Raw genomic sequence first — 23556 nt, 5'->3', positions numbered from 1 at the left:
CTGAACAGCAACCCTTATATGCCAAGATTGCGAAACGCCAGCCGAAGCTGAAAGTTGTTGTTGGTGCGCGCATCGCCGCTGGCCTGATAGCTGCGCCGCCAGATGAACGAGATGTTGAGGCAGTCGTCGCGATAGTCGATGCCCAGGCGATGGTGAACCGGCTCGAAGCCGTCTGCCAAAACTCCCGGAACCTCGTTTCTGCCGGTCAGGTCAATCACGGTCGAGCCAAAGACAGACCAGTAGCGCGCAATCGCAACACGCGCGCCGATCCGCATTTCCTCATTGTCGGCCAGATCTTCCAGCTGGCGTGTGATATTCCGGTCCAGCCGCAGATAGCTGATGACCGCATAGGTACGACGCGAGCCAATAGTGGCGTCCACCTCGTTGCGGCGGATGGCGAGATTGTCCTTGTCCAGACGAAAGCGATGGGTAAGCGCCAGAAAATCCCGGAAGCGCACCGTCGTCCTGCCGACAAAATCGGACTCCCTGTCTGTCAGGCCGGTGCCATCCGGCAGCAATGTCGGGCGGCGGGTAAGGCGGAAACTTTGACCGATAACGCTCTCTAGCGTGAAGTCCCTGAGCGTAAGGCCATATTCTATGCCCAGCGTGAGGCGGCTTGAGTCCTCAAACCTGTCATAGCCCGGAAAGCGGTTAAGCGCGAAGAGGTTGCTGTCTTCCAGATCAACGCTGCGCGCATCTTCATTGGGCAGCGCAATGTTGGCGAGATGGGGCGCGGCGACAAGCTGTACGCGCGGCACGATCCGTTGTCTTCCGCCCAGAAAATCTCCCACGAACGGCCAGCGCGCATCGGCAGAGAGGGCCGCGATGCCCCGTGCCTGCCATCCACCCTTGCCGGCATAGGCGGCGATGGGATTAAGCGCCGTATTGCTGCTGTGATAGGCATCGCCACGCGCATAAGCGGTGAGCGCCAGCTCTTGCCCCATGCCGGTGAGGCCGCGCCACTTCCACTGGGCAGAGGCAAAGGCGCGCTGCGTATCCTGCCCGCTGCTGCGGCTGATCGCGAGACTGTTGGCCTGAAGCTGTACCCGCCCGCCCAGAACGGGCGCAGGTAGGCGCCAGCGCATATCCATAACCGGCAGCGCAATCGGCATCTGGCGCTGATTATCGCCGAGGCGCATGGTCTGCACCGCCCAGCCGGTCAGCGAGAAATAGCTGTTGGCGTCTATCCGTTCGGCCTTGAGCGTGGTGCGCAGCCGGTCGTCGCCGTTGATGCTGTAGCGACGCAGGAAGGTGCGGTCGCTCGCGCGGCGCACCGATCCATACAGCCGCCACTCCGGGTTGAAACGATAGGAACCGCTCGCCTCGATATAGCCGCGAAACTGCCGGTCGCTCGGTTGCGCGCCCGCCACGCCGTCGCTCTGCACGCTGTTGGTGATATAGCCGAGCATATTGTATGAACCGCGCCCGATCCATGCGCGGTAATTGCCTTCCAGCATTGGCGCCTGATTGGAAAAGAGATGCGGCGTAAGCGTCATGTCCCGGTTGGACGCGAGCTTGATGTAATAAGGCTGGGCCAGCTCAAAACCGTTCAGGCCGTTGATGCGAAAATCGGGCAGAAGAAAGCCCGATCCCCCCGCGTTGCCCGCCGGATGAGAAAAACCGGGCCACACGCCAAGCGGGATGCCGAACAACTCCAGACTTGCCGTCTTGTAATAAACCCGTTTCCGCTTCGGGTCATAGCGCACCTTGACGGCCTTCAGTTGCCAGCTCGGCTCCTTGGAACAGCCTTTCGCACCCTCGACGGAACAGGGCGAATAGGCTGCCTGATCGAGATAATAGACGCCATCGCGCAGCTCTCCACGGCGCGCGACGAGCCTGCCGCCCTGCGTCATCACCAGCAGCAGGTTTTCGGCGATGCCGTCCTTCAGAGTGTCCGTCACTTCCAGCGTATCGCCATAGGCGACATTGCCCTCGACATCGGTGGTGGATACATTGCCGCTGGCGTCTACCCGCCCGGTGGTGCGGTTCCAGACCACCTTGTCTGCGCGCAGGCGGTTGCCCTCGCGCACGGCAATCACATTGCCGGTCGCGGTAACGATATCGCTGTTTTCGTCATACTCCAGTAGGTCTGCCGAAAAGGCAATCTCGTCTGCCTGATCCATCGTTGTGGAAGCGAGGGGGGGGGGAGGAGACTGCTGGTCCGCTTGCGCCTGAGCGTTCTGCGCCGCCAGCGCCAGCATCAGCGTCGTCACGCCAGCCAGCGCATGTCGCTGGCGCGCTTTGTATGGAGGAGAGAGCGGAAATTCCATCAGGTCTGCAATCGGCTCATGCGGCAAGGGGTGGATGAAGACCGCCTATTGCATCAGGGTGCATCCCGCAATCCCTCCAGCAATCATATCATCGCGGATCGTCTGCGCTTTACCATCATGGGGCGGCTGGTGTAACGCCGGTCCATATCTGCCCCTGCTTGCTGAAAGAGAGTAAATGGACATTCGTTTTGCCGCTGCCCGTTCTGCACAAGCCGATGCGCTTGTCTATACCGTGAAGACCGGCGGGCTGGAGCTGTTGCCCGCTGCTGTGGCCGATATGGCAGGCGCCGCCGCGCTGGCGCGCTTTGCGGGCGAATGTGGGGCGGTGGTCGAGAGTTTCATGCAGATAGATGGGCAGGCGCGGCGTGTGCTTCTGCTTGGCGTTGGTGGCGCGAGCGATGCGGACATGGAAAAGGCCGGGGCGGCGCTCACCGCGCGGCTGCTGACATCGGGCGCGACTTTCGCCTCGGTCAGCTTCGAGGCGGCAGGGCCGGTGACGGCAGCGGGCGTATCGCGCTTCGGCCTGGGTGCAGAGCTGCGCGGCTGGCGCATCGACAAATACCGCACCAAGCAGCCGGAAAAGCAGAAGCCGACTCTCGCCACGGTCGAGCTGGTGAGCGGCGCGGACTGCGCGGGCGAGTGGGCGCACCTCTCTGCCGTGGCCGAGGGCGTGCGCTTCACCCGCGATCTGGTGGCAGAGCCTGCCAACATCCTCTATCCCGAAAGCTTCGTCGAGCGGTGCCGCGCGCTTGAAGGGCTGGGCGTCAAGCTCACCGTGCTCGATGAAACCGAGATGGCAAGCCTTGGCATGGGCGCGCTTCTGGGCGTGGCGCAAGGTTCTGTGCGCAAGCCGCGCCTGCTCGCCATGGAGTGGAACGGCACGAATGACGCCGCCGCAACCCCGCTCGTGCTGGTCGGCAAGGGCGTGACATTCGATACCGGTGGCATCTCGATCAAGCCTGCCGCGGGCATGGAAGACATGAAGTGGGATATGGGCGGTGCGGGCGCCGTAGCGGGCACTATGCGCGCGCTTGGCTTGCGCAAGGCGAAGGCGCGGGTCATCGGCATCTGCGGCTTGGTCGAGAACATGCCCGATGGCAATGCGCAACGGCCGGGCGATGTCGTCAGCTCGATGTCTGGCCAGACGATAGAGGTCATCAACACCGATGCAGAAGGGCGGCTTGTCCTGTGCGATGTCATCACATGGGCGCAGCAGACCTATAAACCCGCCACGTTGATCGACCTCGCGACGCTCACAGGCGCGATGATCGTATCTCTGGGCAATGAACATGGCGGCCTGTTCAGCAATGACGACTCGCTGGCGGATGATCTGTTGGCGGCGGGAACGGCCGCAGGCGACAAGCTCTGGCGCTTTCCGCTGGGCGATGCCTATGACAAGATGATCGACAGCCCGATTGCGGATATGAAAAACACCGGCGGCCGCTATGCCGGGTCGATCACCGCCGCACAGTTCATCAAGCGCTTCATCGACGAGGGCGTGAAATGGGCGCATCTCGATATCGCGGGCATGGTCTGGGCCGACAAACCCGGCGGCACATGGGACAAGGGGGCCACCGGCTTTGGCGTGCGCCTGCTAGACCGGCTGGTGGCCGACAAGTTCGAGCAATAGGTGAGAGTAGACTTCTATCAGCTCAGCCGTGATCCCGTGGAGCAGGTGCTGCCCGTTATCGCGCAAAAGCTGCTGGATGATGGCGCGCGGCTGCTGGTGGTGGATGGGCGCGAGGGCGCGCTTGCTCGTTTCTCCCGCGCGCTGTGGGAATGGAAGCCGGAGAGCTTCCTCGCGCATGGGATAGCGGGGGAGGGCGATGACGCGATGCAGCCGATCCTGCTGACTGCGGAGGCCGCAGCCACTCCAGCCAACGCCGCGCGGAACATTGCGCTGACCGACGGCGTTTGGAGGGAAGAGGCTTTGTCTTTCGAGCGCGCTTTCTATTTCTTCGATGATGGCACGATAGCCGCCGCGCGGGATTGCTGGCGCGCGCTGAAGGGCCGAGCTGATGTAACGCCCCGCTTCTGGCGGCAAGAAGGGCGCAAATGGATCGAGGGGCCATAAGAAGGGCATGATTAATCCCCTTGCCGCGCCGCAGCATCGCGGCTAAAGCGCCCGCCAATCGTCATCCGATCAACCAGTGGAGCCTTTTCAAAATGGCCGTTACCCGCACTTTTTCGATTATCAAGCCCGACGCCACCCGCCGCAACCTCACCGGCGCGATCACCGCGAAGCTGGAAGAAGCTGGCCTGCGCGTCGTCGCGTCCAAGCGCATCCGCATGAGCCGCGAGCAGGCCGAGGGCTTTTACGCCGTCCACAAGGAACGCCCCTTCTTTGCTGATCTGGTGGCGTTCATGATCTCTGGCCCGGTGGTGGTTCAGGTGCTGGAAGGCGAAAACGCCGTGAAGCGCAACCGCGACATCATGGGCGCGACCAACCCGGAAAACGCCGATGAGGGCACGATCCGCAAGCTGTTCGCCGAATCGATCGAGGCCAATTCGGTCCACGGATCGGACAGCGAAGAAAATGCCGCGACCGAGATCGCCTATTTCTTCAAGAAAGACGAGATCGTCGGCTGATTTTAAGCCGTATTCAAGGCAAGAGGGCCGTCCCGCCGGGGCGGCCCTTTGTCTTTGGGCGCTTAATCCTCGGCCAGAAACGCCTCGACTTCGGCCAGGAAATCATCATGCCGGTCATGATGCACCCAGTGCCCGGCATTGTCATAAAGCGACACGCGCGCGTTTTGAAAATGGCGCGCCCGGCCATCCTCGGCGGGGTTTGATGCCCAGCTCTGCTTGCCATAGACCAGCAGCGTAGGGCAGGTAATCCGCTGCCATAGCTGCTCTTTTTCCGCCTGGCTGATGTCAACCGGAGGCAGGACGCGCAGATAATTATCGAACTTCCAGCTATAGCTGCCATCCTCGTTCTGGCTGACGCCATGAACCGTCAAATGGCGGGCGCGCTCCAGGGTGAGATGCGGGTTTTCCTGCATCATCCGTTGCAGCGCTTCCTCGATGCCGGAATAGCGGCGAGGCTGCCGACTGCTCATTGCCCGTCCCGAGTCGATCCATGTGCGCATACGATCGAAGACCGGGATCTTCATGCGCTGTTCCACCACCGCCGGGGCGTCTCCCAGCCCCTCAATCGCCACCAGCCGCCGAACATTCTCCGGGAAAAGCCCGGTATAGCGCAGGGCGATGTTGCCGCCCAGCAAATGCGCGACGATGTTGAGCGGGGCCAGCCCCTGCTGATGGATCAACTGCGCGAGGTCATAGACGAAGCATTCCATCGCGTAGTAGCCATCGGACGAGTGCGCGCTATCGCCATGTCCGCGCAAATCCGGCGCGATGATGTGGTATCTGTCGCACAGGTTTTGCGCCAGCCAGTCCCAGTTGCGGCAATGATCCCGCCCGCCGTGCAGCAGCAACAGCGGCGGGGCGTCAGGGTTTCCCCAATCGACATAATGCAGCCGCAGCCGCTGGGATATGAAGGTGCGCGAGGCAGGACTGGAGAGGAAATCGCTCACGCCGCAGCGAACTCCCCGCTCGCCTCATCAAGCACATGCAGCACGCCGTCAGAGATCGCGAAATAGGCGCCGATAAGGCTGATCTCGCCCGCCTTTTCCTTGTCGCGGATGCAGGGAAAAGTGCGCAAGTTGGCGAGGCTTACCTTGACGCCCTCCTTCTCCATCGCGCGCAGCGCCTCGCGGCTGTGATCGTCGCCAAACTCAGCGCGCACCTTGTCGCGTGCGTCATCAAGCAGGTCGATCCAGTGGGCGATGAAGCCGCCTTCACCGGGAGGCGCGTCTTTCAGTTCCTGCGTCAGCGCCGCCTGGCACCCGCCGCAGCGGCCATGGCCCATCACGAGGATCTCGCTCACCTTGAGCACCTGCACCGCAAACTCTAGCGCGGCAGAGACGCCATGCCGCCCCGGCGCTGTCTCGAACGGCGGCACCAGCGCCGCGACATTGCGCACCACGAACACTTCGCCGGGGTTGGTATCGAATATCTGCGAGGGGTCCACCCGGCTGTCAGAGCAGGCGATGATCATCACCTTGGGGCTTTGCCCATCGCGCAGCTCGTCCCAGCGCTCGCGCTGCTGCGCCCAGCCTGTTTCGCGAAAGCGGCGATATCCCTCAATCATGTGAGAAAAATCAGCCATCAGAAACGATCTCCACGGACAACCTGAATATCGCCTACTGTGAGCAACAGGCCGTAACTGTCGAGCAAGGGGGCCAGCGCATCGACAAGAGCTGCCGCCTTGGCCTCCGATGCTATTATAAGGATGATGGTCTTGGCGGCAGCCTCAGTCACGTCATCATGCTGCCATGCCCCGTCGTGCCCGCCGCCTGCATCGACGTGGATCAGGCTCCACCCTGAAATATCGACTTCACGCGCGTGCTTTATCAGGCGCGGAACAAGTGGCGTATCAACTAAAATTTCGATGCGTTTGCGTGTGACGGTTTCAACCATCGGCTTATCCTATCATGGATGCGAGCTGTGAAAATAGGGTGATGCCGATGATGATGTTGAAGGGAAAAGTTATTCCCAGTGACATCGACAGATAAATGCCGGGATCAGCCTCAGGCAGGGCCATTCGCATTGCAGCCGGCACGGCTATATAGGAGGCACTGGCTGCCAATATGCCCAGCGCAGCCGCAGAAGCTACATCAAGCCCGATCAAAGTGCCGATCGTGACACCTAAAGCCCCGTTCGTTACAGGAATGATCAGGGCAAGCGCCACCAGCCTTGCATTTAGCTTTTTGGATTGCGTTAACCTGCGCGCCGCGACCAGTCCCATATCAAGCAGGAACAAGCAGAGTACGCCGCGAAAGCCAGTCTCGAACAGAGGCTTGACAGGTTCAAAGCCGTCTTTGCCCGCAATCAGACCGATGACGAAACTGCCAACGAGCAGAACAACAGAGCCATTGGCGAAAACTTCATGCAGCAGACCATTGCCGGATGACTCGGTATTGCTGTTCAATTGTCCACGGCGGGCGAGCAATAGGCCGCTGATAATGGCTGGCGTTTCCATCAGGGCGAGAACGGCGACCATATATCCTGCGGGTGACAGGCCTTGCCCGGTGAGGATTTCCTTGGCTGTTACGAAAGTCACGACGCTGACTGACCCATAATGCGCCGCGACCGCACCGGCATCGATCTGCCCCAGCCCACCGAAACGGGTCAATAGTGCAAAGGCGAAGAAAGGCAGCAGGAAGCTCAATGCAAGGCCCGCAAGTGCGGCTGTCGCGAGGTCAGGCGTAAAACCCGACGCAGAAACTTCGATGCCGCCCTTCAAGCCGATTGCAGCCATCAGGTAGATCGACATCGCTTTGGCAAAGGCTTCGGGAATGGCGAGGTCGGATTTGATGAGTGCAGCGAAAATGCCAAGGACGAAAAACAGGATTACCGGGGATGTCAGTGTTTCGACGATCATGGTCTGCCTCTCAATGTTCGGCTGGCACTATGGCTAGGCGAAATGGTTGGCAAGGAGCAATTGCGTCGCTATCTGGGCTGTATGAAGGAAAATCTCCCCCCCCTTGTGGACACAAACGCCCCGGCTCGTGCGCGCAAGCCTGACTGGATCAGGGTCAAGGCGCCAACCAGCCCCGGCTATATGGCGACTAAAAAGCTGATGCGCGACAAAGGCCTCGCCACCGTGTGCGAGGAGGCTGCCTGCCCCAATATCGGCGAGTGCTGGACCAAGAAACACGCCACCGTGATGATCCTGGGCGATGTCTGCACCCGCGCCTGCGCTTTCTGCAACGTCAAGACCGGCATGCCGCGCAAGGTTGACGTCAACGAACCGCAGAACCTTGCCGATGCCGCCGCAGAAATGGGGCTGGAGCATATTGTCATCACCTCTGTGGACAGGGACGATTTGCCCGATGGCGGCGCGTCGCAGTTCGTGAAGGTGATCGAGGCATTGCGCCGCACCACGCCGCAAACGACGATCGAAATCCTGACGCCCGATTTCCGCAACAAGCACGAGGCCGCCGTGGAGGCAATCGTGCGCGCCCGGCCTGATGTGTATAACCACAATCTTGAGACCGTGCCGCGCCTTTACCCCACCATCCGCCCCGGCGCGCGCTATTATGCGTCGCTGCGCCTGCTCGAAAGCGTCAAGCGGCTCGATCCCTCGATCTTCACCAAGTCCGGCATCATGCTGGGGCTAGGGGAGGAGCGGCTTGAGGTGCATCAGGTGATGGATGACATGCGCTCCGCCGACATCGATTTCCTGACGATGGGCCAATATCTTCAGCCCACGCCCAAGCACGCCAAGGTGATAGAGTTCGTGCCGCCCGCAGGTTTCAATGCCTATGCCGCGATCGCGCGCGCCAAGGGCTTCCTTCAGGTCGCCGCCAGCCCGCTGACGCGCTCCAGCTATCATGCCGGCAAGGATTTCGCGGAAATGCGCGCCGCGCGCGAGGCGCAACTGGCCCGCGCCAAAGGGTAGCAGCGTGCCGCAGCACAAGGAGACCCGGCATCTGCCCTACAGCCCCGAGCAGATGTTCGACATGGTGGCAGATGTTAAGGCCTATGAGGAATTCCTGCCGTGGGTGACGGCAATCCGCGTGCGCTCCGACAGCGCGACCGAGATGGTGGCGGACATGATCGTCGGCTTCAAGGGCCTGCGCGAGAGCTTCACCTCACGCGTTCACAAGCTGCGGCCTGAGCGGGTGCATGTCGATTATCTCGAAGGCCCGCTGAAGCACCTCTCCAACGACTGGCGCTTTCGCAGCGATGGCGCGGGCGGCGTGTTCGTCGACTTCGAGGTCGATTTCGCGTTCAAAAACAAGCTGTTCGAGATGATGGCCGGGCAAATGTTTGACAAGGCGCTGCGCAAGATGATCGGCGCGTTCGAGGCGCGCGCGGCCGAGCTTTACGCTTCGGGTAGCAACAGCTCCAGCGCGCACAACGCCGCCTGAAGGCGAACGCCTGACCGGCCGTTGTTGTCAAACAGCTTCATGTCGGCCACGACCTTGTCAGGATTTGCGCCCCGCTCTGCCCGCGCGAACACCACGGTGCCGACCGGCTTCTGCTCGCTGCCGCCGCCCGGCCCGGCAATGCCCGTGATCGCCACCGCCACATGGGCGTGACTCTTGATCAGCGCACCCTGCGCCATCGCCCAGGCGCAGGCGATGGAGACAGAACCGAACGTCTCCAGCACATCTTGCGAGACTTTGAGAAGTTCCTGCTTTATCTCATTGGAATACGTTACGAACCCAGCCTCAAACACATCCGAACTGCCGGGTATTTCCGTAATCGCCGCCGCCACCAGACCGCCGGTGCAGCTCTCTGCCAGCGCAAAGGTTCGGCCCATGCGGCGGTTTTCGTCCACCACGCGCTGCGCCAGCGCGACCAGATCGGGGTGGAGAATGGAGTCGGTCATCGTCATTCTTATAGCTCCGGCACTAACAGACTAGCAACCGCCTGAGCGGCGATGCCCTCTTTCCGCCCGGTAAAGCCGAGGCGCTCGGTTGTGGTGGCCTTTACGGAAACGCGGGCGAGGGGGAGGGCGAGAAGATCCGCCAGCCGCGCGCGCATGGCTTCGCGGTGCGGGCCGATCTTGGGCGCTTCACAGATGATCGTGACATCGACATGCGCAATCACGCCGGCACGCGCCTTCACCCGCTCGCGCGCGAACTCCAGAAAGCGGTGCGACGCCGCGCCTTTCCATTGCGGATCGGACGGCGGGAAATGCTGGCCGATGTCGCCCTCCGCCAGCGCACCGAGGATCGCATCGACCAGCGCATGGATCGCGACATCGGCATCGCTATGGCCGGAAAGCCCTGCCTCGTGCGCAATCTCTACGCCGCACAGCCACAAGGGCTTGCCCGCTACCAGCCGATGCACATCATAGCCGTTGCCGGTGCGCGGCAGCATCCGCGCGCGCAGCATCTCCTCGGCGCGGGCGAAATCCGCCGGATAGGTGAGCTTGTCGAGCATCGGGTCTCCCTCCACCAGCGCCACGGGAATGTCCATCAGCCGCAGCAGGCCCGCATCATCGGTCACATCCGCATCGGCAGGGCAGGCGCGATGCGCCTTAAGGATAGTTCCGAACCGAAAGGCCTGCGGCGTCTGCGCGCGCATCAGGCCATCGCGCGGCACGCCATCACCCATCGCGCCACCCTCGTCACGCACCAGTGTATCGGCCACGGCAAGCGCCGGTATTGCGCCCTCATGCCGCTCCAGCGCATCGATCAGCCTGTCTATCACCGCCGAGGGCACGAAAGGCCGCGCGGCGTCATGAATGAGCACAGCCTCCGCGCCGCCCGCAGCCTCCACCGCCGCCAAAGCCGCCATGACGGACTCGCGCCGGGTCGCGCCGCCCTCGATCAACCACGGATCCCCCGCAACGCCCGCCAAAGCCTCCCGCGCCATGGCCTCTTGTCCCGGCCCGATGGCGACGATGACGCGGCTGATGCGCGGGTGAGACGCCAAAGCGGCATAGCCATGCGCCAGCACCGCCCGGCCACCCAGCAGCGCATATTGCTTGGGCGCGCCCAGCCCGGCGCGCGCGCCAACCCCGGCGGCAACAATGATGGCAACGATGGAGCGCCCCTCTGTCATGACGCCGCGCCATAGAGGAGCATGCGCCGCAACGCCAGACTCCTTGCGAGGCACAGCGCGTTCGGCTATGGCCTGCCTGTTTTTTAGGCAGATTTGAAATCCATGCAGACATTGAAGCCCATCCAGATCGGGCCGGTCACGATTGACACGCCGGTAATCCTCGCGCCGATGACGGGCGTGACGGACATGCCGTTTCGCACCCTTGTGCGGCGCTATGGCTCTGGCCTCAACGTCACGGAGATGATCGCCTCTCCCGCGATGATCCGCCAGACGCGGCAGTCGCTGCAAAAGGCGGCATGGCATTTGAGCGAGGAGCCGGTTTCGATGCAGCTTGCGGGCTGCGTACCTGAGGAGATGGCCGAGGCGGCCAAGCTCAATGCCGACAAGGGCGCGGCGATCATAGACATCAACATGGGCTGCCCGGTGAAAAAGGTAGTCAATGGCGACGCGGGCAGCGCCCTTATGCGCGATCTGCCGCTCGCCGCGCGCCTGATCGAGGCCACCGTCAAGGCTGTCGATGTGCCCGTCACCGTCAAGATGCGCATGGGCTGGGATCACTCCAGCCTCAACGCGCCGGAGCTGGCGCGCATCGCGCAGGATCTGGGCGCACAGCTCATCACCGTGCATGGCCGCACCCGCAACCAGATGTACAAGGGCAGCGCGGACTGGGCCTTCGTTCGCAGTGTGAAGGAAGCCGTCAGCCTGCCGGTCATCGTCAATGGTGACATCTGCTCGGTTGAGGACGCGCGCACCGCGCTGGCGCAGAGCGGCGCCGATGGCGTGATGATCGGCCGCGGCGCCTATGGCAAGCCGTGGCTGCTGGGGCAGGTGATGCAGGCGCTTTCTGGCGGCACCCCGCGCGGCGAGCCATCGATGGACGAGCAATATGCCCTCATCATCGAGCATTACCGCGCCATGCTGGAGCATTATGGCGAGCAGGTCGGCGTCAACATCGCGCGCAAGCATCTGGGCTGGTATACCAAGGGGCTGGTCGGCTCGGCGGAGTTTCGCAATGCCGTGAACCAGATCCCCGATAGCCGCACCGTGCTCGATATGCTGGCGCGCTTTTACGAGCCGCACTTAAGCAAAGCGGCGGCGTGACAAGCGCACCGGCCAGAGCCGCGCATCTGATGCCGCCTGCGAGTCGTCTGGGTCCGGGGGCGGTAGACATCTTCGCTGCCCTGCCGGTGGCAAGCCTGCTGATCGGCCCTGATAACATCATCCGCGAGGCGAACGGCCGTGCCGAAGCGCTGTTCAACATGGCGCGCACCGCGATCATCGGCAGCGACATCGCCCGCACGGTGCGGATCGAAGACGAAAATCCGCGCTTCCAGCTCTGGCAGTCAGACAAGCCGCTCGCCGCTTATGACATCTCGCTCCACGCCGGGCGCAACGCGGCGATCAAGGCGGACGTGATGATCGCGCCGCTGGCGGAGCATGAAGGCTGGCGCGTGGTGACGATCCACGCCCAGAGCCTTGCGCAGGCGATCGGCGGGCGGCGAACATCGGGCGGCGCGCGCTCGGCCATGGGCGCAGCGGCGATCCTCGCGCACGAGATCAAGAACCCGCTGTCGGGCATACGCGGCGCGGCGCAGCTCCTTTCGGGCGGAGGCAGTGAAGGCGACGCCGCGCTCACCCAGCTGATCTGCGACGAGGTAGACCGCATCGCCGCCCTGATCGACAGGATGCAGGATTTCACGACCGAACGCCCGCTCGATTGCTCAGCGATCAACATCTATCCGGTGCTGGACCGCGCGATCCAGATCGCCAGCACCGGCTTCGCCAGCGATATTCACATCGTCCGCAAATATGACCCCTCGCTGCCCTTTGCGCTGTGCAACCCCGATGCGCTCTCGCAGATCGTCATCAACCTGCTCAAAAACGCCAGCGAAGCGGCCATCACGCAGGAAAAGCCCGTGCTGCGGATAGAGACAGCGTTCCGCCATGGCGTCTCTGTGATGCTGGGCGAGGGCAAGGGGAACGCAATCCTCCCAATAGAGATCGTGGTGAGTGACAATGGCCCCGGCGTTCCCGCGCATATCCGCGACGATCTGTTCAACCCCTTCATCTCCACCAAGCGCGACGGGCAAGGGCTGGGCCTCGCGCTGGTCGACAAGCTGGTACGCGATATGAACGGATTTGTGCAGCACAGCCGGGACGAGGCGCTCAAGGAAACCATATTCCGTATCCTCCTGCCAATGGCGCCGGTATAATGGGCAGGATGTCTGCCAGCGGCAAGGTGCTGGTCGTCGATGACGATCAGGCAATCTGCGTGGTGGTGAGCGAGGCGCTGCGCCGCGCGGGCCACATCGTCAAGGTCGGCGGCACGATTGCCGAGCGGGCACAGCTGCTCGCCACCTTCCAGCCCGATATCCTCGTGACCGACGTCAAGCTGCCCGATGGCGACGGGCTGGACGATGTGCAGGCGATCACTGAGCGCTGGCCCGGCATGCGGGTCATCATCCTGTCGGCGCAGAACACGCTCAACACCGCCGTGCGGGCGGCGGAACAGGGCGCGTTCGAATATCTGCCCAAGCCGTTCGACCTGAACGAGCTGACCCGCGCGGTCAACGATGGCCTTGCCGCGCGGAGCGTGGCAGGCGGCACGCCCACTGGCGCCGCGCCGCCGACGGAAGACGACAACCAGATCAGCGACGATATGCCGCTCGTTGGCCGTTCCGCGGCCATGCAGGAGGTTTATCGCACCGTGGCGCGGGTGCTGGGCAATGACCTCAGTATCCTCATTCTCGGCGAATCGGGCACCGGCAAGGAGCTGGTGGCGCAGGCGATCCACCGCCTTGGCCACCGGCGTGTGCATCCGTTCATCGCCGTCAACATGGCCGCCATCCCGCGCGAACTGATCGAGGCGGAACTGTTTGGCTATGAGAAGGGCGCGTTCACCGGCGCGACCCAGCGCACGGCGGGCAAGTTTGAGCAGGCCGATGGCGGCACGCTGTTCCTGGACGAGATCGGCGATATGCCGCTGGAGGCGCAGACCCGCCTGCTGCGCGTGCTCCAGAGCGGCGAGGTGACGACGGTGGGCGGCTCCACCCCGGTGCACGTCAATGTCCGCATCATTGCCGCCACCAACAAGGATTTGCCCTCGCTGATTGCCGAAAACCGCTTTCGGCAGGATTTGTATTACCGCCTCAATGTGGTGCCGATAGACCTGCCGCCGCTGCGCGCCCGGCGTGACGATGTGGCGTTGCTGGCGCGGCATTTCCTTGACCATGCGGCGCAGGAGGGGCTGCCCCGCAAGAGCCTCGATCCGCAGGCCGCACAGCTCCTCTCGCTCTATAGCTGGCCCGGCAATGTGCGCGAGCTGCAAAACCTGATGCAGCGCATGGCGGTGCTGATCCGTGAGGATGTGATCTCGGTAGAGGCGGTGCGCGCCAATATCGACATGGCAGACATAGCGGCGTCGTCTGGCGAGGCTGCATCAGACGATCTCCACCGCCTGCTGGAGGAGTGGGTGCGCCAGCGCGTTTCCGCCACCACTTATGGCGACGGCGCAGGCCTGCACGATGCGATGCTGGCGCTGATCGAGCCGATACTGCTGCGCGAGACGCTATCCGCCGTCGATGGCAACCAGATCCGCGCAGCGAGCCTGCTCGGCATCAATCGCAACACGCTGCGCAAGAAACTTACCGATTACGATATCGATCCGGCGCGGCTGAGAGGCTGATTCCCAAGCGTCGCTTCGTGGCCTCGTTCGGATCAACCGAATATCGCATTTCCTGTGTTTATCATGGCACACAGTTGTTGTATGGCTGCAACGCATCCGATCCAGGAGGATAATTTCGCCATTTTGCTGAGCCGGGCATCGCGACTATTCCGGGCATGGACCCGCAACCCCCGTTTCTTTGCTGGTGCAGAGATTGCGGCTGTTGGCGTGATGCTGGCGACGGCGATAGCAACCTATTTTTCGCTGTCGCGGCAGGATGACAAGTCCGCGCTGCTCTCGCCGCCGGTCGTGGCGCTGTTGCTGATCGTTAATCTGGTCCCGGCCATCGCGCTGCTGGTGTTGATTGGCAGGCGGGTGGCGATGCGCCGGGCCGCACGGTCCGCTATTGGCGGCGATGGGCAGCTCCATGTCCGCCTCGTCGCCATATTCTCGCTGATCGCCAGCATCCCGATGCTGCTGGTGGTGATCTTCGCCTCGTTGCTGTTTCAATATGGCGTGCAGTTCTGGTTTTCGGACAGCGCCCGTGCGATGCTCCAGAACGCGGGCAATTTCGCCCGCGGCTATTATGAGCAAAACCTGCGCGAGGTGGGCGACGAAACGCTGACGATGGCGAGCGACCTGCGCGACTATCTCAACCAGTCACGCGTCAACAGCCCTGAGTTTGCCGAGGGCTATATTTATCAGGTGGTTACGCGAAAGCTCAACCGCTCCGCCATCATCGAGATCGGGCCGGATGGCATCGCCCGCACCGCCGCCACCGTGGACCCGGACCAGCGCCCTGTCGCGCAGTATCTCACCAAGGATATCGTCAACCGGCTGGCGAAGGGCGAGGGGGTGGTCGTCTCTGCCGCGCCAGACCAGATTCAGGCCTTTACCCAGCTCTACCCGGACCGGCGCATCTACCTCTATGCCACGCGCGATTCGGATGCGCCCGCTTTCAGCCAGGTGAAGCGCGCGCAAGCGGTACTCAACAATTATGAGAGCTTTGCGCGCCAGTCCCGCGCACTGCAAATCCGCTTCAACTTTGCCTTGTTCATCGGGTCTCTTGGGTTGATCGGCATTGCGGTGTGGATCGCGCTCAAGGTGGCGGACAGGCTGGTGAAGCCGGTGAACGAGCTGGTGGGCGCAGCGCGGGCTGTGGCGGCGGGAGACCTGAGCGTGCGCGTCGCCGGGCCGCATGCGCGCGATGAGATCGGCGTACTTTCCAGCGCGTTCAACCGCATGACCCAGCGGCTGGAGGGGCAGACCGGCGCACTGATGGCCGCCAACTCCCAGCTCGAAAACCGCCGCGCCTTTATCGAGGCGATCCTGTCAGGCGTGAGCGCCGGCGTGCTTGCCGTGTCGCAGGACCGTCACGTGCGGATGATGAATGATTCGGCGCGGGCAATCCTCGCGGTGCAGGAGGAGGATGTGACCGAATATCCCCTGCGCGCGATTTCGCGCGATCTGGATGACCTGCTGGTGGAAGGCGCCGTGGCGGAGATCGTGCAGATCCGGGCGGGCACAGACCTGCGCACGCTCGCGGTCAAGATCGTCAAGGACCAGAGCGGCCATGTGCTGACCTTTGACGACATCACGCAGCAACTGTCTGACCAGCGCCGTGCCGCATGGTCTGACGTTGCCCGGCGCATCGCCCACGAGATCAAGAACCCGCTGACCCCCATCCAGCTTGCGGCGGAGCGGCTCCAGCGCCGCTATGCCGACCAGATCGACAACGATCGCGCCACTTTCACCCGCCTCACCGGCACGATCGTGCGGCAAGTGGGTGATCTGCGGCGCATTGTGGACGAGTTTTCGGCCTTTGCCCGCATGCCCAAGCCCGTGTTCAGGGCAGAGGCGCTGGCGGACATCGCCAGCCACTCGCTGTTCCTGCACGAGGTGGCGCATCCCGCCATCCGTTTCACCTTCGCCAACGAGGCGGGCGAGGCCAGCCTTGTGTGCGACCGGCGGCAGATCGGGCAGGCGCTGACCAACATCGTCAAGAACGCGGTGGAGGCGGTGGAAGCCCGCTGCCTCACAGAGGCGGACCACAAGGGCGAGGTCGGCATGCGCATCGCGCGCGAGGCGGATGGCCGCATCGCGATAGAGGTGAAAGATAACGGCACCGGCCTGCCGCCGGAGCGCGACCGCATGATCGAACCCTATATGACCACGCGCGCCAAGGGCACCGGCCTCGGCCTCGCCATCGTCAACCGCATCGTGCAGGAACATGGCGGCACCATGCACTTTGCGGACGTTCCGGAAGGCGGCGCTTTGGTGCGCATCATGCTCGATCCCGATCATCTGGCCCGGATCGAGGAACAGACCGCAGTACTCGACAGGAAGGGAGAAGCCTTGGCTCATGGCGCTTGATATTCTGATCGTGGACGATGAAGAGGACATTCGCGAGCTGGTCGCCGGGGTGCTCGATGACGAAGGCTACCAGACGCGCACCGCCGCCAATGCCGATGAGGCTATGGAGGCGCTTGCCGTGCGGCGGCCCTCGCTGGTGCTGCTCGATGTGTGGCTGCAAGGCTCCCGGCTCGATGGGCTAGAGATACTCGACGAGATCAAGCGGCATGATTCCTCCATCCCGGTGCTGATGATCTCCGGCCACGGCAATATCGACACCGCAGTCGCCGCCATCCGCAAAGGGGCAGCCGACTTCATCGAAAAGCCGTTCGAGGCAGACCGCCTGCTCCACCTCGTCTCGCGCGCGACAGAGACAGAGCGGCTGCGGCGCGAGAATCAGGAGCTGAAGGCGCGGGTAGGGCAGGATGATGAGCTGACCGGCACATCGGGCGTCATCAACAGCATCCGCGCCACGATCAAGAAAGTGGCAGGCACCGGCAGCCGCGTGCTCATCACCGGGCCGGCGGGCGTGGGCAAGGAAGTAGCCGCGCGCATGCTCCACAACTGGAGCGGGCGGGCGGATGGCCCGTTCGTCATCGTCACCGCCGCGCGGATGGACCCGGAGCGTGTGGAGGAAGAGCTGTTCGGGGTGGAAGACCCCAGCGGCCTGGTGCGCCCCGGCTATCTGGAGCAGGCGCATGGCGGCACGCTCTATCTCGATGAAGTGGCGGACATGCCGCTCACTACGCAGGCCAAAATCCTGCGCGTGCTGACCGATCAGAGCTTCACCCGCGTCTCCGGCCAGCGTCAGGTGAAGGTGGATGTGCGTTTCATCAGTTCCACCGCAACCAATCTCGCCGAAAAAATCGAGGAAAAGCACTTCCGCGAGGATCTGTTCTATCGCCTCAATGTCGTGCCATTGGTCATCCCCTCGCTGGCCGAGCGACGCGAGGATATCCCGACTCTGGTGGAGCATTATGTCGCGCGTTTTGCGGCAGACCGGCGGGTCCCGCCGCCCGAAATCGCGCCGGATGCGATGGCGGCCCTTCAGGCGGGCGAGTGGCCGGGCAATGTCCGCCAGCTGCGCAACATGATCGAGCGCACGATGATTCTCGCGCCGGGTAGCCGCATCGGCCGGATCGAGCTGGATATGCTGCCCGCCGAGGCTTCAGCCGCCGAAACGAGCGATCAGGCGATGCCCAGTTCGATCATGACCGCGCCCTTGCGCGAGGCGCGCGAGAATTTCGAGCGTGAATATCTGCGCGTACAAATCCGGCGGTTCTCTGGAAACATTTCCCGCACCGCGAGTTTCATCGGCATGGAGCGCTCGGCATTGCACCGGAAACTGAAGCTGTTGGGGTTAACGGACGACCGGGACTGATTTTTTACTTACCGTCATTTCAGTCATGGAATTGTCTTCGCAACTGCGGTACAAGTCATTGTCTCCGGCGAGCCGCGCCGGACTGGCACGACGCCCGGCACGGGCGCGAGTGCGGGTAACATTCCGCCAATAAGGAAGGCTGTTAGCATCATGGCCGACAAGTCAAACAATCTTCAGGACATTTTCCTGAATCACCTCCGCAAGACCAAGACGCCAGTCACCATGTTTCTGGTGAAAGGCGTCAAGCTACAGGGCATCATCACCTGGTTCGACAATTTCTCCGTCCTGCTGCGGCGCGATGGGCAGTCGCAACTGGTGTATAAACACGCCATCTCCACCGTCATGCCCGCGCAGCCGCTGGAGCTGAGCGATGTGCGCAAGGCCTTCGCCGAGGCAGGCCGCAAGTCCAAGCTGCTGCAGGAAGTGTTCCTCAGCGCAGTGCAGCGGTCCGATGATCCGGTGACGATGTTTCTGGTGAACGGCGTGATGCTGCAAGGCGCGGTCGCGGCGTTCGATCTGTTCTGCATGCTGCTGGAGCGTGATGGCATGGCGCAGCTGGTCTATAAGCACGCGATCTCCACCGTGCAGCCCTCGCGCCCGCTCGACCTCTCCGGTGAGGCCGAGCAGGACGACAAGGAATAAGGCTGACCGGAGCGCTCATGGCCGACTTAGGCCATTTTCGAGACGGCCGTTTTCTGGTCATTCTGAAAATGCTCTAGGGCCTGTGGAGATTCAGTTCAGATGGAGCCGAGAATGGTGGATTTCGAGAACCGGAGCGCAGCGTACTTGCAGGTACGTGAGCACCGGAAGCGCAGAAAGCCGCCGTTCGCAGGCCCGTATGGGCTGAATCCCCACAGGCCCTAGCGCGATGAGCGTCTTCAACCGCGATAGCGACGACGAAGTCGCCCGTGGCACGCGCGCGCTGGTGGTGCGCGCCGATGTCCCCGGCCCGGCCATGCGCGATGCCGCCGCGCGGCTGGAGGAGGCGAGGGGGCTTGCGCTCGCCATCGGCATCGAGGTCGTCTGGAGTGACAGCTTCCGCGTCCGCCAGATCAAGCCCGCAACCCTGTTCGGCAGCGGGCAGGTGGAGCAGATTGCTGCACAGGCCGAGGCGCACGGGGCCGAGCTGGTCATCGTCGACAATCCCTTAAGCCCCGTTCAGCAGAGCAATCTCGAAAAGGCGTTCTCCGCCAAGGTGATCGACCGCACCGGGCTGATCCTCGAAATCTTCGGCGAACGCGCCGCCACCAATGAGGGCCGCCTGCAGGTCGAACTCGCGCATCTCGATTATCAGGCCGGGCGCCTCGTGCGCAGCTGGACCCACCTTGAGCGCCAGCGCGGCGGCTTCGGCTTCTTGGGCGGGCCGGGCGAGACGCAGATCGAGGCGGACCGCCGCATGATCCGCGACCGCATGGCCAAGATCCGGCGCGAGCTGGATCAGGTGACTCGCACCCGCGGCCTCCACCGCGCCCGCCGCCAGCGCGCGCCCTGGCCGGTGATCGCGCTGGTGGGCTATACCAATGCAGGAAAATCCACGCTTTTCAATCGCATGACCGGCGCGGATGTCACTGCGCAGGACATGCTGTTCGCCACGCTGGATCCAACGATGCGCCAGATCAGCCTGCCGGGGCTGGACAAGGCGATCCTGTCTGACACCGTCGGCTTCGTGTCAGACCTCCCGACTCAGCTCATCGCCGCCTTCCGCGCAACGCTGGAGGAGGTGGTCCACGCCGATCTCATCATTCATGTGCGCGATATTTCGCATCCCGATACGGAGGCGCAGCGCGCCGATGTGATGCAGGTCTTGTCCGAACTCGGCGTCACCCCGGCGGGGCAGGGGGAGGGCGCGGAAGCCGACGCGCTCGCGCCCGCCTATATCGAGGCATGGAACAAGATCGACCTGTTGCACGGCGAGGCACGGGACGATGTGCTGAGCGCCGCCGCACGCCGCGCCGATGTCGTGCCGCTCTCCGCCGTGACGGGAGAGGGGGTGGATGCGCTGCGCCGCGCGGTGGCAGACCGGATGACGCAGGGCAGCAAGGTCCACCGCCTCACGCTCCCCGCACAGGACGGCGCTTCACTGGCGTGGCTGCATGAGCATGGCGAGGTGTTGGGCGTGGAGGAGCAGGGGGCGGACGGCGCGACGTTCGCTGTCTCCGTGCGGCTGTCAGATCCCGCCTATGCGCGCTTTATGGCGCGGGACTGACTGCGCGCGCTCGAGGCAACCGCTAAACAGGCAATAAGGGCCGCAGCAGATAAAACTGCTTCGCGTTGAGGCGGAACGGTGTTATATTACACCAATAGTATGAACATATCATCAAACACTTGGCATATCATGGAGTGCGCGATATGGCGACCGTACGAAAAACCATCACCCTGACCGAGCAGCAAGACGCCTGGATTGCGGCGCAGGTCGCCGCAGGCCACTACACAAACGACAGCGAAGCCATCCGCGACCTTATCCGCCGCGAACAGGAGCGCACCGCCGAGGTCGAGGCTATCCGCGCGGCGCTCATCGAGGGCGAGAACAGCGGCACACCAAGGCCGTTTGACGCCGCCGCGTTCAAGCAGCGCATGACCGCCACATATGGCTGAATATCGCCTTTCCCCCGCCGCCGAAAGCGACATGGAGGGGATTTGGCGTTACACCTGCAACCAATGGGGCATCGAGCAGGCGCACCGTTACACGGACACGCTGACGGCCGCTTTTGAAGAACTGGCCGAAGCCCCGAAAACCGCCCCGGCATGTGACCGCATCAGGCGAGGCTATCGGCGGCGCGGGGTAGAGCGACATATCGTCTATTTCCGCATAACGGGTTACGGCATCGAAGTTGTGCGCATCCTGCATGGTCGCATGGACGCCGCGCGGTACATTTAGCCAGCGACTGTGGATTAGGCGGCAAGGTACATGACATCACGCTCCCCACACAGGACGGCGCGACGCTCGCATGGCTGCATGAGCATGAGGAAGTGCTGAGCGTGGAAGAGCAGGGGGCGAATGGCGCGACGCTCGCCGTTTCCGTGCGGTTGTCAGAACCGGCCTATGCACGGTTTATGGCGCGGGATTGATGATGTGTCTTTGAAGGGTGGATTGTCGGGAGAGGACAACATTGCGGACGTTGGAATAAACTTTGCCTACGTCGAAAACCGACGTGCCCAGTGATCACTGCCACAGCAGATTACGTTGAGCATCATCTCTAATTCTACTCATAACGAAAGCGGCGAACTCTGCGCATTATTAGTCGCCCCAGCCGACCGTGTTGTATAAGGTCTCGATTTTCCCGAAAATTCTCGCTCGCTTCCGAAATGTACCGGATGCCGTGTGTGTGGCTGACGTCCTTTAGCCTAAGCGTGTCATGGCGCGATTTAGGTAAGCTCTCAAGCACCTCTTCCAATGCGATCGGGAGTGCCATATACCACTCACTGACACCGGCAGCCGCTACATCAGGAATGGTTAGAAGCTTGAGGCCGGAAAGTGCCCTCTCGACAATCTCCCGGCTATCGATCAGGTACGTCAGTTCATCGGTGCTCAGAAGGCGAGTGGGCTCGCCGGGAAAGATCGGAACAGCTTCACAAATCGGTTCTATGAGGCTGTTGAGGGCTGTCAAAGTGCCGATCGCGCGGGCTCGTTCAAGTCTGCCAGTCCGTGATGACTGCACGACTGCAAACCAAAGAGCACCTACGGTGCCAATCGCGCTTAGGGCGTCCCAATCGAACCACGAGGTAATATCCGCGACAACGGCGCGCATAGGGAGGAAGAATTCTGGAGGCGTAAACGGCATAGCTTTGCGTAACTGTGTTCAGGTTTAGTCGTGAAATGGATGATCGCTCCATACCAAATTCGATGCAGAATCCACTATCCAACTTTCAAGCCAGAAAGCAGACTGTCCCTTCCCACACCTAATCAGACATCCGCCAAGCCACGGCGGCCTGACGTCAAACGTGTATCTGTTGTACACCGTCACCCTGAACCGGTTTCAGGGTCCATGTCTCCGGGTTGGACAACGCTTTGTGGTGCACGATGGATGCTGAAACTAGTTCAGCATGACGAGGGAACAAGGGCCGCGTCCGTCATTTGGTCACCGAAGAAGCATCGGTATCCGAAGCTTTATTATCCTCTTCTGCCGCCTTTGCCGCCTGCCACAGCGTCTCTTTCTCGTCCAAGGATAAAGACACAAAATCAATACCCTGATCCACAGACCTCATTTCCATACTTCGAAATCTCCGCTCAAACTTCGCAGTGGCGGCGCGCAGGGCGCTCTCTGCATCCACCTTCATATGGCGCGCCAGGTTGACGACCGCGAACAGCAGGTCGCCGATCTCCTCGACCTGTTCGTCTTGAGCATTGGCGGCGCGGACCTCGGCCAGTTCCTCGTCGATCTTCGCGTAAACGCCGTCCGTATCCGGCCAGTCAAACCCGGTGCGCGCGGCGCGTTTTTGCAGCTTTTCGGCACGAACCAGCGCGGGAAGGGCGGTCGCAACGCCTGAAAGCGCGCTCCCTTCGTCTGTTTTCGATGGCTTTTCCGCGCGTTCGGCGGCCTTGATTTCCTCCCAGCCGGGCGAAGTCGCGCCATCCGGCCCGAACACATGCGGATGGCGGCGGACCATCTTGTCGCAGATCGCGGCGATCACGTCCGCCAGCGCAAAATGACCGGATTCCTCGGCGATCCGCGCATGATAGACCACCTGGAGAAGCAGGTCGCCCAGCTCGTCGCGCAGCTCCGCCATGTCGTTGCGCGCGATAGCGTCGGCAACCTCATAGGCTTCCTCGATCGTGTAGGGCGCGATGGTGGCGAAGGTCTGTTTGACGTCCCACGGGCAGCCGGTGTCCGGATCGCGCAGCCGCGCCATGATCGCCACCAGCGGTGCGATGTCTGCGGGTGTGCTGTCGGTCCGTGCCGTCTCGGCCGGCGACGCTGAGTGCGCGTCGCGCTCATTGCAGGCGAGGTCGATACCGTCAGTCAGTGCCGTATCATCGGCCAACGCCGGAGCGTGCGCGTCTCGCTCACCGGTGGCGACGTCGATACCGTCAGCGGTTTGCGCCGTGAGAGCAGTTTGAGCCGAGCGAGCGGTGTGAGCCGTGTGAGCCGTGTGAGCCGTGTGAGCGGTGTGAGGGGGGATGCCCGGCTTCAACGGTCCATCTGATGCCATCTGCAAATCCGATAATATATATTATGTTAATAGCACTACCAGAACTGTCCATGTAAACTGTGTCCAGTGTGATGGCGAAAGGCTTGCGGTTACGGTGGTCTTTCATCAGTATCAGCGACCGTGTCCACTTCGTTCGCCACGACGCCCTTGCAGGC

The 23556-nt window shown here is 62.5% G+C and carries 23 protein-coding genes; 14 read left to right on the top strand and 9 right to left on the bottom strand.

Features of this window, described 5'->3' with window-relative positions; all coding sequences use genetic code 11:
* Positions 1–14 precede the first annotated feature (14 nt).
* The gene (locus tag EQG66_RS12140; RefSeq protein WP_129404863.1) at positions 15–2270 is read right to left on the bottom strand and encodes an LPS-assembly protein LptD; all 2256 of its coding nucleotides are present in this window, start codon (positions 2268–2270) and stop codon (positions 15–17) included.
* Between the two features lie 175 nt (positions 2271–2445).
* On the opposite strand from EQG66_RS12140, the gene EQG66_RS12135 reads away from it, so the two are divergent.
* The 3 genes from EQG66_RS12135 (at position 2446) to ndk (ending at position 4859) form a co-directional block, all read left to right on the top strand.
* Positions 2446–3900 carry a leucyl aminopeptidase gene (locus EQG66_RS12135; RefSeq protein WP_129404862.1) on the top strand — a complete coding sequence of 485 codons (1455 nt, stop codon included), beginning with the start codon at positions 2446–2448 and terminating at the stop codon, positions 3898–3900.
* A complete protein-coding gene (locus EQG66_RS12130; RefSeq protein ID WP_129404861.1) occupies positions 3901–4344 on the top strand; it encodes a DNA polymerase III subunit chi in 444 nt (147 codons plus the stop codon).
* Positions 4345–4436: 92 nt separating this feature from the next.
* The gene (ndk, locus tag EQG66_RS12125) at positions 4437–4859 is read left to right on the top strand and encodes a nucleoside-diphosphate kinase (RefSeq protein WP_129404913.1); all 423 of its coding nucleotides are present in this window, start codon (positions 4437–4439) and stop codon (positions 4857–4859) included.
* A gap of 62 nt (positions 4860–4921) precedes the next feature.
* Here ndk and EQG66_RS12120 read toward each other — a convergent pair whose 3' ends face one another.
* The 4 genes from EQG66_RS12120 to EQG66_RS12105 are packed head-to-tail and all read right to left on the bottom strand — an operon-like array spanning position 4922 to position 7716.
* Positions 4922–5806: an alpha/beta fold hydrolase gene (locus EQG66_RS12120; RefSeq protein ID WP_129404860.1), complete on the bottom strand. Its 885-nt coding sequence runs from the start codon at positions 5804–5806 to the stop codon at positions 4922–4924.
* Positions 5803–6441 (bottom strand): carbonic anhydrase, encoded by a 639-nt coding sequence (locus tag EQG66_RS12115; protein ID WP_129404859.1) that lies wholly within the window; start codon positions 6439–6441, stop codon positions 5803–5805. The genes EQG66_RS12120 and EQG66_RS12115 overlap by 4 nt, the downstream gene beginning before the upstream one ends.
* On the bottom strand, positions 6441–6752 hold the full coding sequence (locus EQG66_RS12110; RefSeq protein WP_129404858.1) for a P-II family nitrogen regulator: 312 nt from the start codon (positions 6750–6752) through the stop codon (positions 6441–6443). Before EQG66_RS12110 ends, EQG66_RS12115 begins: the two co-directional genes overlap by 1 nt.
* A 4-nt stretch (positions 6753–6756) precedes the next feature.
* Positions 6757–7716: a sodium-dependent bicarbonate transport family permease gene (locus EQG66_RS12105; RefSeq protein WP_129404857.1), complete on the bottom strand. Its 960-nt coding sequence runs from the start codon at positions 7714–7716 to the stop codon at positions 6757–6759.
* A 42-nt stretch (positions 7717–7758) separates the two neighbouring features.
* Between EQG66_RS12105 and lipA the strand changes: the two genes are divergently transcribed.
* Complete coding sequence (gene lipA, locus EQG66_RS12100) at positions 7759–8736, top strand: lipoyl synthase (protein ID WP_129404856.1); 978 nt, start codon at positions 7759–7761, stop codon at positions 8734–8736.
* A gap of 4 nt (positions 8737–8740) precedes the next feature.
* Complete coding sequence (locus EQG66_RS12095) at positions 8741–9208, top strand: type II toxin-antitoxin system RatA family toxin (RefSeq protein ID WP_129404855.1); 468 nt, start codon at positions 8741–8743, stop codon at positions 9206–9208.
* Here the strand turns inward: EQG66_RS12095 and EQG66_RS12090 are convergent.
* Together EQG66_RS12090 and EQG66_RS12085 are read right to left on the bottom strand one after the other, a co-directional pair.
* Positions 9163–9672, bottom strand: coding sequence for a CinA family protein (locus EQG66_RS12090; protein ID WP_129404854.1), 510 nt, complete (start codon positions 9670–9672; stop codon positions 9163–9165). The genes EQG66_RS12095 and EQG66_RS12090 overlap by 46 nt on opposite strands.
* An 8-nt stretch (positions 9673–9680) precedes the next feature.
* A complete protein-coding gene (locus EQG66_RS12085; protein WP_129404853.1) occupies positions 9681–10853 on the bottom strand; it encodes a bifunctional 2-C-methyl-D-erythritol 4-phosphate cytidylyltransferase/2-C-methyl-D-erythritol 2,4-cyclodiphosphate synthase in 1173 nt (390 codons plus the stop codon).
* Between the two features lie 102 nt (positions 10854–10955).
* On the opposite strand from EQG66_RS12085, the gene dusB reads away from it, so the two are divergent.
* The 9 genes from dusB to EQG66_RS12040 all read left to right on the top strand — a co-directional run bounded on the left by dusB (position 10956) and on the right by EQG66_RS12040 (position 21128).
* Positions 10956–11954 (top strand): tRNA dihydrouridine synthase DusB, encoded by a 999-nt coding sequence (gene dusB, locus EQG66_RS12080; protein ID WP_129404852.1) that lies wholly within the window; start codon positions 10956–10958, stop codon positions 11952–11954.
* 29 nt (positions 11955–11983) lie between these two features.
* Positions 11984–13066: a two-component system sensor histidine kinase NtrB gene (locus EQG66_RS12075; RefSeq protein WP_129404912.1), complete on the top strand. Its 1083-nt coding sequence runs from the start codon at positions 11984–11986 to the stop codon at positions 13064–13066.
* An 8-nt stretch (positions 13067–13074) separates the two neighbouring features.
* Positions 13075–14538, top strand: coding sequence for a nitrogen regulation protein NR(I) (gene ntrC / locus EQG66_RS12070; protein ID WP_129404911.1), 1464 nt, complete (start codon positions 13075–13077; stop codon positions 14536–14538).
* A gap of 81 nt (positions 14539–14619) precedes the next feature.
* A complete protein-coding gene (locus EQG66_RS12065; RefSeq protein ID WP_220428662.1) occupies positions 14620–16890 on the top strand; it encodes a sensor histidine kinase in 2271 nt (756 codons plus the stop codon).
* Complete coding sequence (gene ntrX / locus EQG66_RS12060) at positions 16880–18250, top strand: nitrogen assimilation response regulator NtrX (protein WP_129404851.1); 1371 nt, start codon at positions 16880–16882, stop codon at positions 18248–18250. Before EQG66_RS12065 ends, ntrX begins: the two co-directional genes overlap by 11 nt.
* 129 nt (positions 18251–18379) lie before the next feature.
* Entirely contained in the window at positions 18380–18892 is a 513-nt protein-coding gene (gene hfq, locus EQG66_RS12055) for an RNA chaperone Hfq (RefSeq protein WP_281273947.1), read from the top strand.
* Between the two features lie 226 nt (positions 18893–19118).
* Entirely contained in the window at positions 19119–20456 is a 1338-nt protein-coding gene (gene hflX, locus EQG66_RS12050) for a GTPase HflX (RefSeq protein ID WP_129404849.1), read from the top strand.
* A 143-nt stretch (positions 20457–20599) separates the two neighbouring features.
* Complete coding sequence (locus tag EQG66_RS12045; protein ID WP_129404848.1) at positions 20600–20845, top strand: type II toxin-antitoxin system ParD family antitoxin; 246 nt, start codon at positions 20600–20602, stop codon at positions 20843–20845.
* Entirely contained in the window at positions 20838–21128 is a 291-nt protein-coding gene (locus EQG66_RS12040) for a type II toxin-antitoxin system RelE/ParE family toxin (protein WP_129404847.1), read from the top strand. Before EQG66_RS12045 ends, EQG66_RS12040 begins: the two co-directional genes overlap by 8 nt.
* A gap of 325 nt (positions 21129–21453) precedes the next feature.
* Here the strand turns inward: EQG66_RS12040 and EQG66_RS12035 are convergent, their stop codons facing one another.
* A complete protein-coding gene (locus tag EQG66_RS12035) occupies positions 21454–21999 on the bottom strand; it encodes a hypothetical protein (RefSeq protein ID WP_129404846.1) in 546 nt (181 codons plus the stop codon).
* A 322-nt stretch (positions 22000–22321) separates the two neighbouring features.
* Positions 22322–23122: a nucleoside triphosphate pyrophosphohydrolase gene (mazG, locus tag EQG66_RS12030; protein ID WP_281273946.1), complete on the bottom strand. Its 801-nt coding sequence runs from the start codon at positions 23120–23122 to the stop codon at positions 22322–22324.
* Positions 23123–23556 lie beyond the last annotated feature (434 nt).

Source organism: Sphingobium fluviale (assembly GCF_004122115.1).
GTDB lineage: Bacteria > Pseudomonadota > Alphaproteobacteria > Sphingomonadales > Sphingomonadaceae > Sphingobium > Sphingobium fluviale.
Note: the sequence above shows the minus strand (reverse complement) of the source record. Positions and strands in the feature narration are given on the sequence as shown.

Excerpts from the sequence above, each read along its gene's own strand:
- EQG66_RS12140 (WP_129404863.1), bottom strand. The coding sequence starts at position 2,270 with ATGGAATTTCCGCTCTCTCCTCCATACAAAGCGCGCCAGCGACATGCG.
- EQG66_RS12135 (WP_129404862.1), top strand. The coding sequence starts at position 2,446 with ATGGACATTCGTTTTGCCGCTGCCCGTTCTGCACAAGCCGATGCGCTT.
- ndk (WP_129404913.1), top strand. The coding sequence starts at position 4,437 with ATGGCCGTTACCCGCACTTTTTCGATTATCAAGCCCGACGCCACCCGC.
- EQG66_RS12115 (WP_129404859.1), bottom strand. The coding sequence starts at position 6,441 with ATGGCTGATTTTTCTCACATGATTGAGGGATATCGCCGCTTTCGCGAA.
- EQG66_RS12110 (WP_129404858.1), bottom strand. The coding sequence starts at position 6,752 with ATGGTTGAAACCGTCACACGCAAACGCATCGAAATTTTAGTTGATACG.
- EQG66_RS12105 (WP_129404857.1), bottom strand. The coding sequence starts at position 7,716 with ATGATCGTCGAAACACTGACATCCCCGGTAATCCTGTTTTTCGTCCTT.
- lipA (WP_129404856.1), top strand. The coding sequence starts at position 7,759 with ATGGTTGGCAAGGAGCAATTGCGTCGCTATCTGGGCTGTATGAAGGAA.
- EQG66_RS12090 (WP_129404854.1), bottom strand. The coding sequence starts at position 9,672 with ATGACCGACTCCATTCTCCACCCCGATCTGGTCGCGCTGGCGCAGCGC.
- EQG66_RS12085 (WP_129404853.1), bottom strand. The coding sequence starts at position 10,853 with ATGACAGAGGGGCGCTCCATCGTTGCCATCATTGTTGCCGCCGGGGTT.
- dusB (WP_129404852.1), top strand. The coding sequence starts at position 10,956 with ATGCAGACATTGAAGCCCATCCAGATCGGGCCGGTCACGATTGACACG.
- EQG66_RS12075 (WP_129404912.1), top strand. The coding sequence starts at position 11,984 with ATGCCGCCTGCGAGTCGTCTGGGTCCGGGGGCGGTAGACATCTTCGCT.
- ntrC (WP_129404911.1), top strand. The coding sequence starts at position 13,075 with ATGTCTGCCAGCGGCAAGGTGCTGGTCGTCGATGACGATCAGGCAATC.
- EQG66_RS12065 (WP_220428662.1), top strand. The coding sequence starts at position 14,620 with ATGGCTGCAACGCATCCGATCCAGGAGGATAATTTCGCCATTTTGCTG.
- ntrX (WP_129404851.1), top strand. The coding sequence starts at position 16,880 with ATGGCGCTTGATATTCTGATCGTGGACGATGAAGAGGACATTCGCGAG.
- hflX (WP_129404849.1), top strand. The coding sequence starts at position 19,119 with ATGAGCGTCTTCAACCGCGATAGCGACGACGAAGTCGCCCGTGGCACG.
- EQG66_RS12045 (WP_129404848.1), top strand. The coding sequence starts at position 20,600 with ATGGCGACCGTACGAAAAACCATCACCCTGACCGAGCAGCAAGACGCC.
- EQG66_RS12040 (WP_129404847.1), top strand. The coding sequence starts at position 20,838 with ATGGCTGAATATCGCCTTTCCCCCGCCGCCGAAAGCGACATGGAGGGG.
- EQG66_RS12035 (WP_129404846.1), bottom strand. The coding sequence starts at position 21,999 with ATGCGCGCCGTTGTCGCGGATATTACCTCGTGGTTCGATTGGGACGCC.